Source organism: Vibrio sp. B1Z05, from assembly GCF_052955985.1.
This window is the reverse complement of sequence record NZ_CP130463.1, coordinates 619543-634025: the sequence shown is the minus strand read 5'-3', so window position 1 is coordinate 634025 and position 14483 is coordinate 619543. Positions and strand designations below refer to the sequence as shown.

16 protein-coding genes are annotated in these 14483 nt (G+C 42.6%); 4 read left to right on the top strand and 12 right to left on the bottom strand.

What is annotated here, in order from left to right:
* Position 1: 1 nt before the first annotated feature.
* Together QV280_RS03000 and QV280_RS02995 are read left to right on the top strand one after the other, a co-directional pair.
* Positions 2 to 205 (top strand): YaeP family protein, encoded by a 204-nt coding sequence (locus tag QV280_RS03000; RefSeq protein WP_152821780.1) that lies wholly within the window; start codon positions 2 to 4, stop codon positions 203 to 205.
* Between the two features lie 3 nt (positions 206 to 208).
* Positions 209 to 400, top strand: a complete 192-nt coding sequence (locus QV280_RS02995) for a DUF4250 domain-containing protein (protein ID WP_152821551.1) — start codon at positions 209 to 211, stop codon at positions 398 to 400.
* A 146-nt stretch (positions 401 to 546) separates the two neighbouring features.
* Here the strand turns inward: QV280_RS02995 and nagE are convergent, their stop codons facing one another.
* On the bottom strand, positions 547 to 2013 hold the full coding sequence (nagE, locus tag QV280_RS02990; protein ID WP_152821549.1) for an N-acetylglucosamine-specific PTS transporter subunit IIBC: 1467 nt from the start codon (positions 2011 to 2013) through the stop codon (positions 547 to 549).
* 129 nt (positions 2014 to 2142) lie between these two features.
* Here nagE and QV280_RS02985 point away from each other — a divergent pair, with 129 nt between their 5' ends.
* A complete protein-coding gene (locus QV280_RS02985) occupies positions 2143 to 3033 on the top strand; it encodes a LysR substrate-binding domain-containing protein (protein WP_152821546.1) in 891 nt (296 codons plus the stop codon).
* A 67-nt stretch (positions 3034 to 3100) separates the two neighbouring features.
* Here the strand turns inward: QV280_RS02985 and cspE are convergent, their stop codons facing one another.
* The 3 genes from cspE to dinB all read right to left on the bottom strand — a co-directional run bounded on the left by cspE (position 3101) and on the right by dinB (position 5460).
* Positions 3101 to 3310: a transcription antiterminator/RNA stability regulator CspE gene (cspE, locus tag QV280_RS02980; RefSeq protein WP_021714757.1), complete on the bottom strand. Its 210-nt coding sequence runs from the start codon at positions 3308 to 3310 to the stop codon at positions 3101 to 3103.
* Between the two features lie 287 nt (positions 3311 to 3597).
* A complete protein-coding gene (locus QV280_RS02975; protein ID WP_152821544.1) occupies positions 3598 to 4371 on the bottom strand; it encodes a YggN family protein in 774 nt (257 codons plus the stop codon).
* A gap of 48 nt (positions 4372 to 4419) precedes the next feature.
* On the bottom strand, positions 4420 to 5460 hold the full coding sequence (dinB, locus tag QV280_RS02970) for a DNA polymerase IV (RefSeq protein WP_152821778.1): 1041 nt from the start codon (positions 5458 to 5460) through the stop codon (positions 4420 to 4422).
* 201 nt (positions 5461 to 5661) lie between these two features.
* Between dinB and QV280_RS02965 the strand changes: the two genes are divergently transcribed.
* On the top strand, positions 5662 to 6912 hold the full coding sequence (locus QV280_RS02965) for a uracil-xanthine permease family protein (protein WP_119005711.1): 1251 nt from the start codon (positions 5662 to 5664) through the stop codon (positions 6910 to 6912).
* 117 nt (positions 6913 to 7029) lie between these two features.
* On the opposite strand, the gene nqrM is transcribed toward QV280_RS02965, so the two are convergent.
* The 8 genes from nqrM to QV280_RS02925 form a co-directional block, all read right to left on the bottom strand.
* Positions 7030 to 7263 carry a (Na+)-NQR maturation NqrM gene (gene nqrM / locus QV280_RS02960; RefSeq protein WP_152821542.1) on the bottom strand — a complete coding sequence of 78 codons (234 nt, stop codon included), beginning with the start codon at positions 7261 to 7263 and terminating at the stop codon, positions 7030 to 7032.
* A 9-nt stretch (positions 7264 to 7272) separates the two neighbouring features.
* Positions 7273 to 8307 (bottom strand): FAD:protein FMN transferase, encoded by a 1035-nt coding sequence (locus tag QV280_RS02955; RefSeq protein ID WP_152821540.1) that lies wholly within the window; start codon positions 8305 to 8307, stop codon positions 7273 to 7275.
* A gap of 103 nt (positions 8308 to 8410) precedes the next feature.
* On the bottom strand, positions 8411 to 9637 hold the full coding sequence (gene nqrF, locus QV280_RS02950) for an NADH:ubiquinone reductase (Na(+)-transporting) subunit F (protein WP_021714739.1): 1227 nt from the start codon (positions 9635 to 9637) through the stop codon (positions 8411 to 8413).
* 23 nt (positions 9638 to 9660) lie between these two features.
* Entirely contained in the window at positions 9661 to 10257 is a 597-nt protein-coding gene (nqrE, locus tag QV280_RS02945; RefSeq protein WP_021714738.1) for an NADH:ubiquinone reductase (Na(+)-transporting) subunit E, read from the bottom strand.
* Positions 10258 to 10264: 7 nt separating this feature from the next.
* Complete coding sequence (locus QV280_RS02940) at positions 10265 to 10897, bottom strand: NADH:ubiquinone reductase (Na(+)-transporting) subunit D (RefSeq protein ID WP_023405156.1); 633 nt, start codon at positions 10895 to 10897, stop codon at positions 10265 to 10267.
* Positions 10897 to 11664, bottom strand: coding sequence for a Na(+)-translocating NADH-quinone reductase subunit C (locus tag QV280_RS02935; protein WP_023405155.1), 768 nt, complete (start codon positions 11662 to 11664; stop codon positions 10897 to 10899). Before QV280_RS02935 ends, QV280_RS02940 begins: the two co-directional genes overlap by 1 nt.
* A complete protein-coding gene (locus tag QV280_RS02930; RefSeq protein ID WP_023405154.1) occupies positions 11654 to 12895 on the bottom strand; it encodes an NADH:ubiquinone reductase (Na(+)-transporting) subunit B in 1242 nt (413 codons plus the stop codon). Before QV280_RS02930 ends, QV280_RS02935 begins: the two co-directional genes overlap by 11 nt.
* Positions 12896 to 12898: 3 nt before the next feature.
* Complete coding sequence (locus tag QV280_RS02925) at positions 12899 to 14239, bottom strand: Na(+)-translocating NADH-quinone reductase subunit A (RefSeq protein ID WP_152821538.1); 1341 nt, start codon at positions 14237 to 14239, stop codon at positions 12899 to 12901.
* Positions 14240 to 14483 lie beyond the last annotated feature (244 nt).

Sequence of the window (14483 nt, the reverse complement as noted above, 5' to 3'; positions counted from 1 at the left end):
GATGAAAATCTATGATTGTTGTGAACTCATTCGCGAGCTGTATGCTCAAATTGGTAGTGGTGATCAAGGCTATATTCCGCAAGCGATCACCTGCGCCATAAAAACATTAAATGACATTGCAGCGGATACTAACCTCCCAAAAGAAGCCCGAGAACGCGCCGCGTTTGCCGCCGCTAATCTGTTAATTTCTGACTTTGAGGACTAGCGAATGAACCTAAGTAATTTTGCGGCTATGGATCCTGTCATGCTGATGAGCATAGTTAACATGAAACTCCGTGATGACTTCAACGGCAATTTAGATGAGCTAGTAAAGACCTACGATATTGATAAAGATAGCTTGATAACTAAACTGGCAAGTGCTGGGTTTGACTGGCTAGACGAAGCAAAGCAATTTCGTTAATTCCCCCACGTTTCGCTAATCCATAAAAATCAGCACATAAAAATTCAGAGCACAAAAATCCAGTGCATAAAAAAAGGTAGCGCCAAAAACGCTACCTTCCAATTTAAAACAGTTGTTAGTACTTATACCAATCGCAGCAATTGGCGTTATTTACTCAAGCACTTTTTAACACTGTCAGCAACTTTGTCGACTTTACCGATACCGATAATAACCTGTAAGCCACCTTTACCGATTTTAACAACGCCTGCCGCTCCAAGCTGTTTTAGTCGTTTTTCATCGGCTTTTCCTGAGTCAACCACTGTTAAACGTAAACGTGTAATACAGTTATCAACTTCTAGAATATTTTCCGCGCCGCCTACAGCATCAATGTAGTTCTGTGCTAGACCAAGATCGTCGGCTGGGGTTTGTTCTTCATCTGATTCTGAAAGATCTTCACCACGACCCGGAGTGCGTAGGTTGAACTTAAGAATGAAGAAACGGAAACCTGCGTAGTAGATACCAAAGAAAGCAAGGCCTTGTACAATCAGCATGTACCATTTAACAGCAAGTGGGTTCTGACTTGATAGAACGAAATCCACTAAACCTGCTGAGAAACCAAAACCTGCCATCCAGTGCATTTCTGCGGCAATGAATAGAGAAATACCGGTTAATACTGCGTGTAGCAAGTAAAGTAGCGGAGCCACAAACATGAAGCTAAATTCAAGTGGTTCAGTAATACCAGTGAAGAATGAAGCCATCGCCGCCGCTAGCATAATAGAGAACACAGCTGCTTTGTTTTTAGATTCTGCACTGTGGTAAATCGCCAGAGCCGCACCAGGAAGACCAAACATCATGATTGGGAAGAAACCCGCTTGATACATACCCGTTTGACCAATCACAGCCGTACCGTTAGCAATAGATTGTGCGCCACCTAGGAAGTTAGGGATGTCATTGATACCCACAACGTCAAACCAAAATACTGGGTATAGAGCATGGTGCATACCAATAGTCAGTAAGATACGGTTGAAGAAACCAAATAAGCCAGCACCCACTGGGCCCATCGCTTGTAGCTTAGTACCGAAGATGATCAGTGCATCATAAATTACAGGCCATACGTAAAGTAGTACCGCAGCTAATACCATACCTGCAATCGAAGTCAGGATAGGAACTAGGCGTTTACCACTAAAGAAAGCCAGTGCTTTTGGCAACTCAACGGTGGAGTACTTGTTGTAAATTTCAGCTGAAATAATACCCACAATGATACCGACAAATTGGTTACCAATTTTGTTAAAGGCAGTGGGGACGTTTTCTTTAGTCACATGCAGCAGTTGAGCAACACTATCAGGAGAAAGCAGTGTTGTGACTACCATAAAACAGATAAATCCAGCCAGTGCTGCTGAACCATTTTTGTCGCGGCTTAAACCAAATGAAACACCGATAGCAAATAGCAGTGCCATGTTATCGATAATCGCGCCGCCAGATTTAATTAAGAAGGAAGCAAATACATTATCTGCGCCCCAACCCACAGGGTCGAGCCAATAACCGATACCCATTAAAATTGCAGCAGCTGGTAATGTAGCAACTGGAACCATCAGTGCCTTACCTACCTTCTGCATGTAACCTAATACATTCATACACCCTCTCAAAATGAATATTTAAAATTATTTGTGTCTAAAATCTTATTTAACAGCAAAAAAAAAGTCCCAACAAACGAATTAACTCATATAATGAATTAATAATTTTAATGCTAAAGGGGTTAGCCATTGAAGAATAAACCTTTTTTGCTTCGAAACCTGCATACTTTTGAGGTTGCATCGCAACATCTAAGTTTTACCAAAGCAGGGGAAGAACTCAATTTAACCCAAGGCGCTGTCAGCCATAGAATACGAGGTCTGGAAGACGATCTCGGATTTAAGCTATTCATACGACTTCCTCGAAAACTTGAGTTAACTAAAGAAGGCAAACGCCTGAGGGAGACTTTAACAGAATCTCTATCCTCTATTTACAATGAAATAGAAGATATCACTTCAGATGAGTTAAAAGGCGAGATAGTGATTGCAACGACCCCAGCTTTTGCTAGTGGTTGGTTGATTCCGCGCCTAAAAAACTTCAAACAGAAGTATCCGGGCTTTAATTTGACCATTCGTATTGAGGAAGATCAGATCGATCTACGTCTCAACAATATTGATATCGCCATTTACTACGGTAAGCCCTCACTCAAAGATACTCATATTCACCCTTTGTTTGATGAAAGAATCGTGCCGGTTTGTACTCATGAATACGCCGTGAATCACGGTCTGTTTAAGCAAAATTATGAAGACTTATACAACATCAACTTTATCCATGCCCAAGAATCAAACGCATGGTCTCGCTGGTTAAAGCACTTTAATATTGATGTCGACCCGTATGAGAAAGCCTATACCTTTAGCCAAAGAGGGATGAATATCCAAGCGGCAAAACACTCTTTAGGTGTCGCTATTGGCAGGCTGAGCTTTGTGGCTAAGATGATTGAAGATGGGGAGTTAGTGGTACCGTTTCCAACGTTAAATAGCAATAATAAATACTATTTACTCTGCCCAGACGGCATGCAAAAGCATCAAAAAATCAATGCCGTATTGAGCTGGATAAAAGAAGAACGAGCCTCTCGTGACTAATCGTTAGGCAAGAAAAAAGCCCGCTGAAAACAGCGGGCTTTTAGAAACTTTTAATCTAAAGGTTTACTTAGATTACAGTAACGTTAGAAGCTTGAGGGCCTTTTTGACCTTGTTCAACTTCGAAAGATACTTTTTGGCCTTCAGCAAGAGTTTTGAAGCCGTCAGAAACGATTGCACGGAAGTGTACGAATACGTCAGCACCGCCGTTGTCTTGAGAAATGAAACCGAAACCTTTTTCTTCGTTAAACCATTTTACTGTACCAGTAGTCTTTGACATGTTATGTCCCTTAGTATTTTTTAAGATTGATTAAACGTCGCTTGTGCGACACGTTCGTAAGTCCTAGCCATTAAGTTAAGGGAAAAACAGAAAACACTACTTTACTTTTTACAATAAAATTTGAAACTTGCTTTTGCTTACTTTTGTCTAACAACTTTGCCTTACGAAGCGATTTATATGCTACAGCAGTTTGCGCCTTTGTAAACGTTTTTCTTATAAAATCGTTAGATATTTATTAAGCCAACAAAGTGAACTTTTGCAAGCTACTGACCCCATTCAACATTTGTTTAAATTTCAAACAATTGATAATTTTTCAATTGCGGAATACTTTCCACTAATGTCTTTTCGTCTTTGGCTAATTTGTCCATTGAGTCGCAGTAATTCTGAGCCTTTTCAGTAATTTCTGGCGAATGTTCTTTTAGTTTTTTCTGAATTGACACTTTCAATTCGCCCAATTGTTTTTGCAATTCAGTAAAATTCACCCCGTCTTCAGAAGCAAATTTTTCCTGTAAAACCACAAAGGCACTGGCAAAAAACTCACTATTAAATACCCGTCGAGCATCAGCAAAATCTTTCTGCCAATTGTCGTGCATATTGCTAAATGCATTGGGTTTTAACACCCATTCACCGTCATGATAATAACGCTTCTCAAGTTTGGCATAGTAGTCAGAAATAGATGTGCGTACGTTATTAAATGCATCGGTATTATTGAACTTAGCCGACACATCATCCAAAACTTCGTTGGCTAACGCCACACCAGACTGACCGACTTCTCTTATTTTAGGGATGCTTTCATTCAGTTGTTGACGGTAATGCTCTAGCAGTTGTTGCTGTTTCACATTAAGTTCCACGGACTGACCGTTAATGGATAAGCCTTTGTTTTGCTCAATAACGGCTTTATGCCCATTCGCGTCAATTATCTGCACCGCTTGACCATCTAAATGAAGCTCATTGTGCAAGTCGACATTACAAGCCTGATAGCCCTCTATTGATTGGGCTTGAGACACAGAAGTCACTAACAGAGAACCCACTAACAAACCATAAGTAAGACGCTTAAACATTCAAAATTCCTTGTAACCTAATATGGGGATTACTGTAACGCCAATCAGTCAGTGATCCAATAGGCTTAATTGTTTTGCTGATTCTTCTGGCTGTAACATAACATTCAAACCCAATAGTCGAATCTCCCGACCTTGTTGACGATGCAGCACTTCTTCTAATAATGGATAAAAAGCCGCTAAGCTCAACTCTGCTGAACCTGTTTCTATGGTGGTAACTTGAAAGTCAGCAAACTTAACCTTAATCCCTTGCTTAGTGATGCCTCTACTGCGCAGCGCTTCCACTTTATTAAATCGGCCTTCTATCTCAGGATATAAGCGACTCTCAATTACCTCCCAACACTGTGCTAGCGTCACTATATTTTGGGTAAAGGTGCGCTCAACACCAATAGACTTTCTTTCTCTTGAAACCTGAATACTTCGGTTATCAATGCCATGACAGCGTTTCCAAAGCGACGCCCCTAACCTTCCATGCCGAATTAACAACTCTCTATAATCGGCCTTACAAACGTCTTCGCCTAGATACAATCCCGAACGATGCAGTTTTTGCAACGCCACCTTGCCCACACCTGGGATCTTTTGCAAAGGCATGTTATTGATAAACTCTTGTACTTGCTGCGGCGCGATGACGTATTGCCCATTAGGCTTATTCATATCGGATGCCACTTTAGCCAAAAATTTTATTGGAGCAATTCCCGCCGAAGCGGTTAAGTTCAACTCTCTTTCTATATCAGCACGAATCGCTTGAGCAATTAACGTAGCTGAACCATTACATAAAGGGCTATCGGTAACATCAAGGTAGGCTTCATCTAAAGACAGTGGCTCAATAATTTGCGTGTAACGTTGAAATATTTGCCTAATTTGTATCGAAACTTCTTTATAGACGTGCATTCGACCGGGCACCACTAACAAATGTGGGCACAGTTTTAGCGCTTGAGCAGTAGGCATAGCAGAATGCACACCAAAACGGCGCGCTTCATAGTTGCAAGTGCTCAATACACCTCGCTGCCGCTCTTTGCCGCCAACGGCTAGCGGACGTCCACGATATTCAGGAAAGTCTCGCATTTCGACCGCAGCATAGAAACAATCCATATCAATATGGATGATTTTCCGACACACATTAACACCTAAAATACTGGTTAAATACACAGTTAATATTACCGATATTAAGCACTGACTACAAAAATATTTTCTTACTGAATCGAATTGATTAAATAAAAATTGATCTAGTGAATATCATAGCCTCTATGTAGATGATAAGATTCGTCGATTTCCAAAAATGGAGAAAAAATCATGGCTTCTATCTTGCAGGGTATGCAAATGCTGTTCGTAGCGTTTGGTGCTCTTGTTCTAGTACCGTTACTGACGGGACTGGACGCCAACGTGGCACTATTTGGTGCTGGTGTTGGTACACTACTCTTTCAACTGGTCACCAAGCGTTCGGTACCAATCTTTTTAGCTTCTTCTTTTGCTTTTATTGCACCAATCTTATACGGCGTTCAAACTTGGGGTGTTCCTGCAACAATGGGCGGCCTAATGGCAGCTGGTTTTGTATACATCATTTTAAGCGCTATTATCCGTGTTCGTGGCATTGCTATTATTCATAAGCTTCTTCCTCCTGTCGTTGTAGGGCCTGTGATTATGGTAATTGGTCTTGGCCTTGCCCCTGTTGCTGTGAATATGGCACTAGGTAAAACCAGTGATGGTTCTATGCAGTTGGTCGACGGTCAAATTGCCATTTGGATTTCATTAGCGTCTCTGTTTACCACTATCATTATCAGTGTTTACGCAAAAGGCTTTTTGAAGCTGCTGCCTATTTTTGGTGGTATTGCTGTCGGTTATATCTTGAGCTTGTTTGCGGATATTGTCGATTTCACGCCAGTTGCGACCGCTTCTTGGTTTGCGATTCCAAACTTCACTGCGCCAGAGTTTAATATCAACGCAATTTTGTTCATGCTTCCTGTAGCGATTGCTCCTGCGGTAGAACACGTTGGTGATATGTTGGCTATTTCAAACGTAACGGGTAAAGATTACCTGAAAAAGCCGGGCCTACACCGCACTATGGCGGGTGACGGACTGGCAACTATGGCAGCAAGTATGATGGGCGCTCCACCAAATACCACTTATAGTGAAGTGACCGGTGCGGTAATGTTGACCAAATCATACAATCCTAAAATCATGACCTATGCGGCACTGACTGCGATTGTTCTTGCTCTAGTCGGTAAATTAGGTGGCGTTCTACAAACCATTCCAACACCGGTAATGGGCGGCATCATGATGTTGCTATTTGGTTCAATTGCAACTGTGGGCCTAAACACCCTTATCCAAAACCGCGTTGATCTACATAACTCACGTAACTTAGTGATTGTGGGTGTGACTTTAGTGTTTGGTATCGGTGGTATGGCATTTGGGATTGGCGAGTTCAGCCTACAAGGCATTAGCCTTTGCGGTATCGTAGCTATCATCCTAAACCTTGTTTTACCAAAGCAATTGGGTGAAACCACTATCGTTGATAATGCTCAAATCGAAGATAAGCCTGAGTAAGTAATACCAAGCCTTATTATTCTTTGTGATACAAAAGTGCCAAGCGTAAGCTTGGCATTTTTTATGGGTACTGCCTGTTAATATCGATTGCAGTACAAGGTATTTCGTTCAAAAAAGTTAAGCGATTCGGTCTTTTTCCCAAGCCGCTATTTTCTCTGCACGTTGTGCCGCTTTAGCTTCGCGACGTTTACGCGCATCACAAGGTTCTGGGCAACTGCACACTTTATCTATGCCCATTGCATCCAAGCCACCACAGCTTCCTTTTACTACTTTCTTTTGGATAATGTAGCCTATGGACATCAATACGATGAAGCCAAGGAAAATACCAAAAGTCACTAAGAACGTTGTCATAGCTCAACCTTACTTATTTAAATACTGAGCAAAGGCATCCGAATACACCTCTTTAAACCCATCTTCGGTTTTTATAACCATAAACACCGCTAGACCGTTTTGATTGGCTACTCGAATACCTTCTTTCTCTCCTAGCACCATCAAGCCAGTCGCTAGACCATCAGCTGTCATGCAAGAAGGATGAATTGCTGTTACAGAGACTACCTTGTGTGCAATCGGTTTTCCAGTTTTTGGATTGATGATGTGTGAATAACGAATGCCATCACGTTCAAAATAATTGCGGTAATCACCCGATGTTGCCATCGCCATATTGCCTGGTTGAATAATCAGTTCAACTTCTCTGACATCTACAGTGGGTTTTTCAATGGCGATTCGCCAAGGGATCCCTTGATTGTTCTGTCCTTTCGATCTTAACTCACCACCAACTTCAACTAGATAACGTTGAATGCCGAGTGATTCAAGATAATTCGCTACCACATCCACGCCCCAACCTTTGGCTATCGTGGAGAGATCAACGTACAGATCTGGTAAGTCTTTTGCTAAGCCTTGATCAGTTAAAGAAAGGTGTTCAATACCTATCATTTTACGACGCGCTGCTAATTCTTCATCAGTTGGCACGGTATCAGGGCGAGCTTCTGGGCCAAATCCCCAAAGATTCACCAAAGGACCAACGGTAACGTCAAGCGCACCTTCAGTGAGTTTGTTTAAACGAATTGATTCGCGCACTACCGTTTCCATATCTTTAGATAATGGGAAAGGCTGCGCTTTTTTATATTGGTTAAATTGGCTTAGTTCAGATTTAGGGCGATAGGTCGACATTTGGTCGTTGACCTTCTCTAGCAGTTGATCAATTTTGCTCTGCATCGCTTCTGAATCAGCCACTTTACTATCAGCGATATATTTAATGTGATAGGTCGTACCCATCGTTTTACCCGCCAATGCAACTTGCTCTGGCGCTTGCTCACAGCCACTTAGCACCACTACTGAAACCAGTATTGCTGTTAGCCATTTTGAACCTTGAATAAGATGATTTACAAACTTCATCTTGTTTTCCTTATACCAATACAGGGCAAGCCTACTATCGCGATAGACGATAAAACAAAATGGCTGACTCAAAGAGCCAGCCATTGTTTTATCTGATTACGGCTTAGCCACCGAAGTCATCAAGTAGGATGTTTTCATCCTCTACACCTAGGTCTTTTAGCATGCCGATTACAGCTGCATTCATCATAGGTGGACCACACATGTAGTACTCACAATCTTCTGGAGCTTCGTGATCCTTCAGATAGTTTTCGTATAATACGTTGTGTATGAAGCCTGTGTAGCCATCCCAGTTATCCTCTGGAAGAGGATCAGATAACGCACAATGCCATACAAAGTTGTCGTTTTCTTCGGCTAGTTTATCGAAATCTTCAATGTAGAACATTTCACGTTTCGAACGAGCACCATACCAGAAAGTCATCTTACGCTTAGATTGCAAACGTAGCAGCTGATCAAAGATATGAGAGCGCATTGGAGCCATACCAGCACCACCACCAACAAACACCATTTCGTTGTCAGTATCTTTAGCGAAGAACTCACCAAATGGACCTGAAATAGTACACTTGTCGCCTGCTTTTAGAGACCAAATGTACGAAGACATAATGCCCGGTGGAACGTCAGGATTATTAGGCGGCGGCGTAGCAATACGCACGTTCAGCTTAATAAGGCCTTTTTCTTCTGGGTAAGACGCCATTGAGTATGCACGGATAGACTCTTCTTTTACGATAGATTCGTAACGGAATAGATTGAATTTATCCCAATCTTCACGGTACTCATCTGGAATATCAAAGTCAGCATATTTAATGTGATGAGGTTCAGCTTCAATCTGAATGTAACCACCCGCACGGAACGGTACTTCTTCACCATCAGGAATTTGCAGTACAAGCTCTTTGATGAAAGTCGCTTCGTTGTCATTAGAAAGAACCGTACATTCCCACTTTTTAACACCGAAGATCTCTTCAGGAAGTTCGATTTCCATGTCAGTTTTTATAGCAACCTGACAGGCTAAACGCTCACCTTCACGTGCTTCACCTTTACTAATATGGTCAAGCTCAGTTGGTAAGATATCACCACCACCGGATTTCACTTTAACGCGACACTGACCACAAGAGCCACCGCCACCACAAGCTGACGATACAAAGATACCGTTGCCTGCAAGTGCACTCAGCAGTTTGTCACCCGGAGAAACGGTAAAACCTTTCTCTGGATCACCATTAACTAAAATATTGACGTCACCCGTTGGTACCAGCTTAGATTTAGCGAATAAAATCACTAGCACTAACACCAATACAATCAGAGTAAACATCACAACGCCAAGAACGATCGTATTCATTGACTAATCCTTATAATTTACTCTTACAGTTGAACACCGGAGAAAGACATAAAGCCCAACGCCATTAGGCCTACAGTGATGAACGTAATACCAAGGCCGCGTAGACCTGGAGGTACATCAGAGTACTTCATCTTTTCACGTAGACCTGCAAGAGCAACGATTGCTAGCATCCAACCTACGCCAGAACCAAAGCCATACACGACCGATTCAGCAAAGTTGTAGTCACGCTGTACCATGAAAGATACGCCACCGAAGATTGCACAGTTCACCGTAATCAGCGGTAGGAAAATACCTAGCGCGTTGTACAAAGGTGGGAAGAAGCGGTCTAACACCATTTCCAAAATCTGTACTAGAGCTGCAATAACACCGATGAAGGTGATGAAGTTAAGGAAACTTAAATCCACACCCGAGACTAACGCATTCTCTTTCAACACTAGGTTGTACAGTAAGTTGTTCACAGGAACAGCGATGGTTAATACCACCACTACTGCAACACCAAGACCGAAAGAGGTTTTCACCTTCTTAGATACAGCAAGGAATGTACACATGCCCAAGAAGAAGGATAATGCTAGGTTTTCGATAAAAATCGATTTAACCAACAAGCTAATATAATGTTCCATCGTGCTACTACTCCTTCGCTTCTATTTGTTCAGGCTTGAAGATACGAATCACCCAAATCATGAAGCCAATCAAGAAGAATGCAGACGGCGCAAGCAAGAACATACCGTTAGGCTGATACCAACCACCGTCAGACACTAGAGGAAGTACTTCCATACCAAACAATTTGCCAGAACCAATCAGTTCACGGAAAAATGCCACAGTAATCAGTACGAAACCATAACCTAAACCATTACCGATACCATCAAGTAGCGATGGGATTGGCGCAGACTTCATTGCGTATGCTTCTGCACGACCCATTACGATACAGTTAGTAATGATCAAGCCAACAAATACCGATAACTGCTTAGAGATATCGTAAAGGTAAGCTTTTAGGATTTGGTCTACCACGATTACCAATGAAGCGATAATCGCCATCTGCACGATGATACGCACGCTGTTTGGAATGTGGTTACGAATAACAGACACGAAGAAGTTAGACAAAGCGGTTACAAAGATTACCGCCAGCGTCATAACAAATGCTGTTTCAAGCTTAGTGGTTACCGCAAGCGCAGAACACACACCAAGAACCTGCAAAGCAATTGGGTTGTTATCTAAAACAGGAGCCCAAAGGTTTTGCTTCATTTCTTTAGACATAGCCATTAGTTCAGCTCTCCTTCGCGTACTTTAGCAAGGAATGGTCCGAAGCCCATATCGCCTAACCAGAAATCGAAAGTATGTTGCACGCCGTTACCCGTCAAAGTTGCGCCAGAAAGGCCATCAACACCATGAATATCATTTGGTGCTGCGCCGCCCTTAACAATCTTTAATGCAGGCTTAAAGTTCTCATCGAACAGTTGTTTGCCTTCGAATTGACCGACCCAGTTCGGGTTTTCTACTTCACCACCTAGCCCAGGAGTTTCACCTTGCTCGTAGTAAGTAATACCTGACACTGTATTGCCGTCTGTTTCAACCGCAACAAAAGCGTACATCATTGACCACAGACCCGTACCGTGAATAGGGATAATCACTTTAGAGTAACTATCACCGTCTTTCACTAGATACACAGTAGCAATGTTGGCACGACGAATAATTTTAGCCGTGTCATCCGCTGCGTCCAATCGAATAGATTGTGCTGGATCTTTTGCCGCTGCTCGTTGGTCGTATGCCGCAGCATCACCATCAACGAACTCACCGGTTTTAAGGTCAACTAAACGAGGTTCAATATAGTTTCCAAATAATTCTTGGATTGTTCCTTGCTTAGAGATCTTCGCAACTTCTACAATTTTTGTTTGTTCATCTAGCACCGCATTGGCTTGTTGCTTATCACGTAGCCCTACTGCTGCCGTCGAAACGACAATAGAACAAATCAGGCTTAAACCAATAACGACACCTAGCGTCTTTTTAATGCTATCGTTTTTATTTGCCATAGCGTGCTAGTCTCCGCTTAATGTTCTTCTCGATAACAACGTGGTCGAATAGTGGTGCGAATAGGTTCGCAAATAGAATTGCCAGCATCATACCTTCTGGGTATGCCGGGTTAACTACTCGAATCAACACACACATCAAACCAATTAAAATACCGTACCACCACTTACCTTTATTGGTAAAAGAGGCAGAGACAGGATCGGTTGCCATGAAGAACATACCAAACGCAAAACCACCCAAAACTAGGTGCCAGTGCCACGGCATACTAAACATCGCATTGGAATCAGAACCAATAAGGTTGAATAGGGTCGCGGTTGCGATCATACCAATCATTACACCGGCGATAATGCGCCAAGATGCAATTCCCATGTAAACAATCATCAGTGCACCTAGCATCAAGAATAAGGTCGAAACCTCACCGATAGAACCAGGGATATTACCGATAAAGGCGTCCATCCAAGTAATAGATTGGCCTGTTACATTGTTGATTAGGTTAGAGTTACCACCTTGTGCCCACTGGCTTAGCGCCGTAGCACCAGAGAAACCATCAGCTGCAGTCCAAACTAAATCACCTGAGATTTGTGCCGGATATGCAAAGAACAAAAATGCACGGCCCGCCAACGCAGGGTTTAAGAAGTTTCGACCTGTACCACCAAAAATCTCTTTTGCGACAACAACACCAAAGGTTATACCTAGTGCAGCTTGCCATAGAGGTAATGTAGGTGGAACAATCAATGCAAACAGGATAGAGGTAACAAAAAAGCCTTCGTTGACTTCGTGTTTACGCACGATACAGAACAAGACTTCCCAGAAACCACCGACTAGGAATACTGTGGCATAGATAGGCAAGAAGTAGGTTGCACCAAGCAACATCTTACTGCCCCACCCAGCATCGGCACTGATAGCACCTCCCAGCATTTCTGTTAGCCAGTAGTGCCAGTTACCTGAAACTAAAGTGGCTAATTCAGCACCAGAATGTAACGTAGATAGCGCTGTGATTGCTTGGTTACCGGTATTGTACATACCCCAGAACATCGCAGGGAAAACTGCAAACCACACCATGATCATGATGCGCTTTAGATCAACGCTATCACGCACATGTGATTTGGTTTTTGTTATTGTACCCGGAGTATAAAAAAGCGTCGCGGTCGCTTCATATAGTGGATACCATTTTTCCCATTTACCGTTGGCTTCGAAATGCGGTTCGAGATCCTCAATAAATTTCTTCAACATGACTTAACCTTCCTTCTCGATAGTGTCTAGACACTCACGAAGTAATTCACCAAACTCATATTTGCCAGAACAAACATAAGTACAAAGGGCGACATCTTCTTCGGATAGCTCTAACACACCTAAGCGTTGCGCACTGTCTACATCTCCAGCACACAAATCGCGCAGAAGCAGCGTAGGCTCAATATCCAATGGCATTACTTTTTCGTAATTACCAATTGGAACCATCGCACGCTCACCGCCATTTAGCGATGTAGTTAAGTTGTATAATTGGCCTTTAAATAAATGACCAAGGAATGAACGCGTCACAGAGAACTTGTTTTTACCAGGCATAGCCCAGCCTAAGAACTCTTTATCTCTTCCTTCGCGCAATGCAGAAACCTGCATGTGATAACGACCTAGGAAAGCATGAGGACCCGTTGCGTTTGTACCCCAAAGCACAGAACCAGAGATAATACGTACTTCTCCTGGCATCAATTCTTTGTCGACTAATTCAGGAAGGTATGCACCTAATGTAGTGCGAACCAAACGCGGGTTGCTCACGACAGGACCACCAAGAGCCACGACACGATCTGTATAGATTTCACCCGTTAAAAATAACTTACCGAAAGCAATAACGTCTTGGTAATTGATGTTCCAAGCGACATGCTGTTCGTTGACGGGATACAAAAAGTGCATGTGAGTGCCCACTAGGCCCGCAGGGTGTGGGCCAGAGAATACATGCTCCTCAACATTACTTTGTTCTGAACGAGGAAGAGAACCACCACTTTTACACACATAAACCTTGCCATTAGTAAGCACTGAGAGAAGGTCTAAACCTGCTACAAATGCTTCATCCTGCTCGTTAATAATAACGTCAGGATTTCCTGCTAATGGGTTGGTATCTATTGCCGTAACAAAGATGGCATCAGTCGAAGAATCGACTGCGGGAACCTTACTGAACGGACGAGTTTTTAAAGCGGTCCATGAACCAGAATCAACCAGTTGCTTGCGAATTACATCCGCATCTAACTTAGCCAGTTCTTGTTGCTCATATTTATCAAAGGTGACTTGCTCGTTACCAGCTATTTCAATAACAACTGATTGCAAAACACGCTTTGCACCACGGTTTACCTGAGTAACCGTTCCGCTTTGAGGTGCAGTAAAAACCACGCCAGGATTCTTCTTGTCAGCAAAAAGAACCTGTCCCTTCTTTACTACATCCCCTTCGCGAACATGCATTGTTGGTCGCATGCCCACGTACTCTTCGCCCAGCAAGGCGACTTTTGAAACGGGATTCCCGTCATTAATCACCTGGGTAGGAGCACCTGATATAGGCAGGTCCAAACCCTTTTTAATTGTAATCATACGCACTTGCACTATTTTAAGGAAAAAGACTTTCATAACAAAAGTGTACTTAATACACTCTCATTTATAACAGATAGGTCAGTTTTTCTAACATATCCTTGTTAACTACCAAATAAACCCTTGATAGGGTTCCTTCAGGGCTCGCAATTCTAACATTAACACTTGTCTACATGCCACGCTGAGCCGTGATGATTAGCAAGAAATTACAAATTTCTTGCTATAAGCATCATGAAAATTGATCTAA

Coding starts and splice junctions, on each gene's coding strand:
- QV280_RS03000 (WP_152821780.1), top strand. CDS start 2: ATGAAAATCTATGATTGTTGTGAACTCATTCGCGAGCTGTATGCTCAA.
- QV280_RS02995 (WP_152821551.1), top strand. CDS start 209: ATGAACCTAAGTAATTTTGCGGCTATGGATCCTGTCATGCTGATGAGC.
- nagE (WP_152821549.1), bottom strand. CDS start 2,013: ATGAATGTATTAGGTTACATGCAGAAGGTAGGTAAGGCACTGATGGTT.
- cspE (WP_021714757.1), bottom strand. CDS start 3,310: ATGTCAAAGACTACTGGTACAGTAAAATGGTTTAACGAAGAAAAAGGT.
- QV280_RS02975 (WP_152821544.1), bottom strand. CDS start 4,371: ATGTTTAAGCGTCTTACTTATGGTTTGTTAGTGGGTTCTCTGTTAGTG.
- dinB (WP_152821778.1), bottom strand. CDS start 5,460: ATGGATTGTTTCTATGCTGCGGTCGAAATGCGAGACTTTCCTGAATAT.
- QV280_RS02965 (WP_119005711.1), top strand. CDS start 5,662: ATGGCTTCTATCTTGCAGGGTATGCAAATGCTGTTCGTAGCGTTTGGT.
- nqrM (WP_152821542.1), bottom strand. CDS start 7,263: ATGACAACGTTCTTAGTGACTTTTGGTATTTTCCTTGGCTTCATCGTA.
- QV280_RS02955 (WP_152821540.1), bottom strand. CDS start 8,307: ATGAAGTTTGTAAATCATCTTATTCAAGGTTCAAAATGGCTAACAGCA.
- nqrF (WP_021714739.1), bottom strand. CDS start 9,637: ATGAATACGATCGTTCTTGGCGTTGTGATGTTTACTCTGATTGTATTG.
- nqrE (WP_021714738.1), bottom strand. CDS start 10,257: ATGGAACATTATATTAGCTTGTTGGTTAAATCGATTTTTATCGAAAAC.
- QV280_RS02940 (WP_023405156.1), bottom strand. CDS start 10,897: ATGGCTATGTCTAAAGAAATGAAGCAAAACCTTTGGGCTCCTGTTTTA.
- QV280_RS02935 (WP_023405155.1), bottom strand. CDS start 11,664: ATGGCAAATAAAAACGATAGCATTAAAAAGACGCTAGGTGTCGTTATT.
- QV280_RS02930 (WP_023405154.1), bottom strand. CDS start 12,895: ATGTTGAAGAAATTTATTGAGGATCTCGAACCGCATTTCGAAGCCAAC.
- QV280_RS02925 (WP_152821538.1), bottom strand. CDS start 14,239: ATGATTACAATTAAAAAGGGTTTGGACCTGCCTATATCAGGTGCTCCT.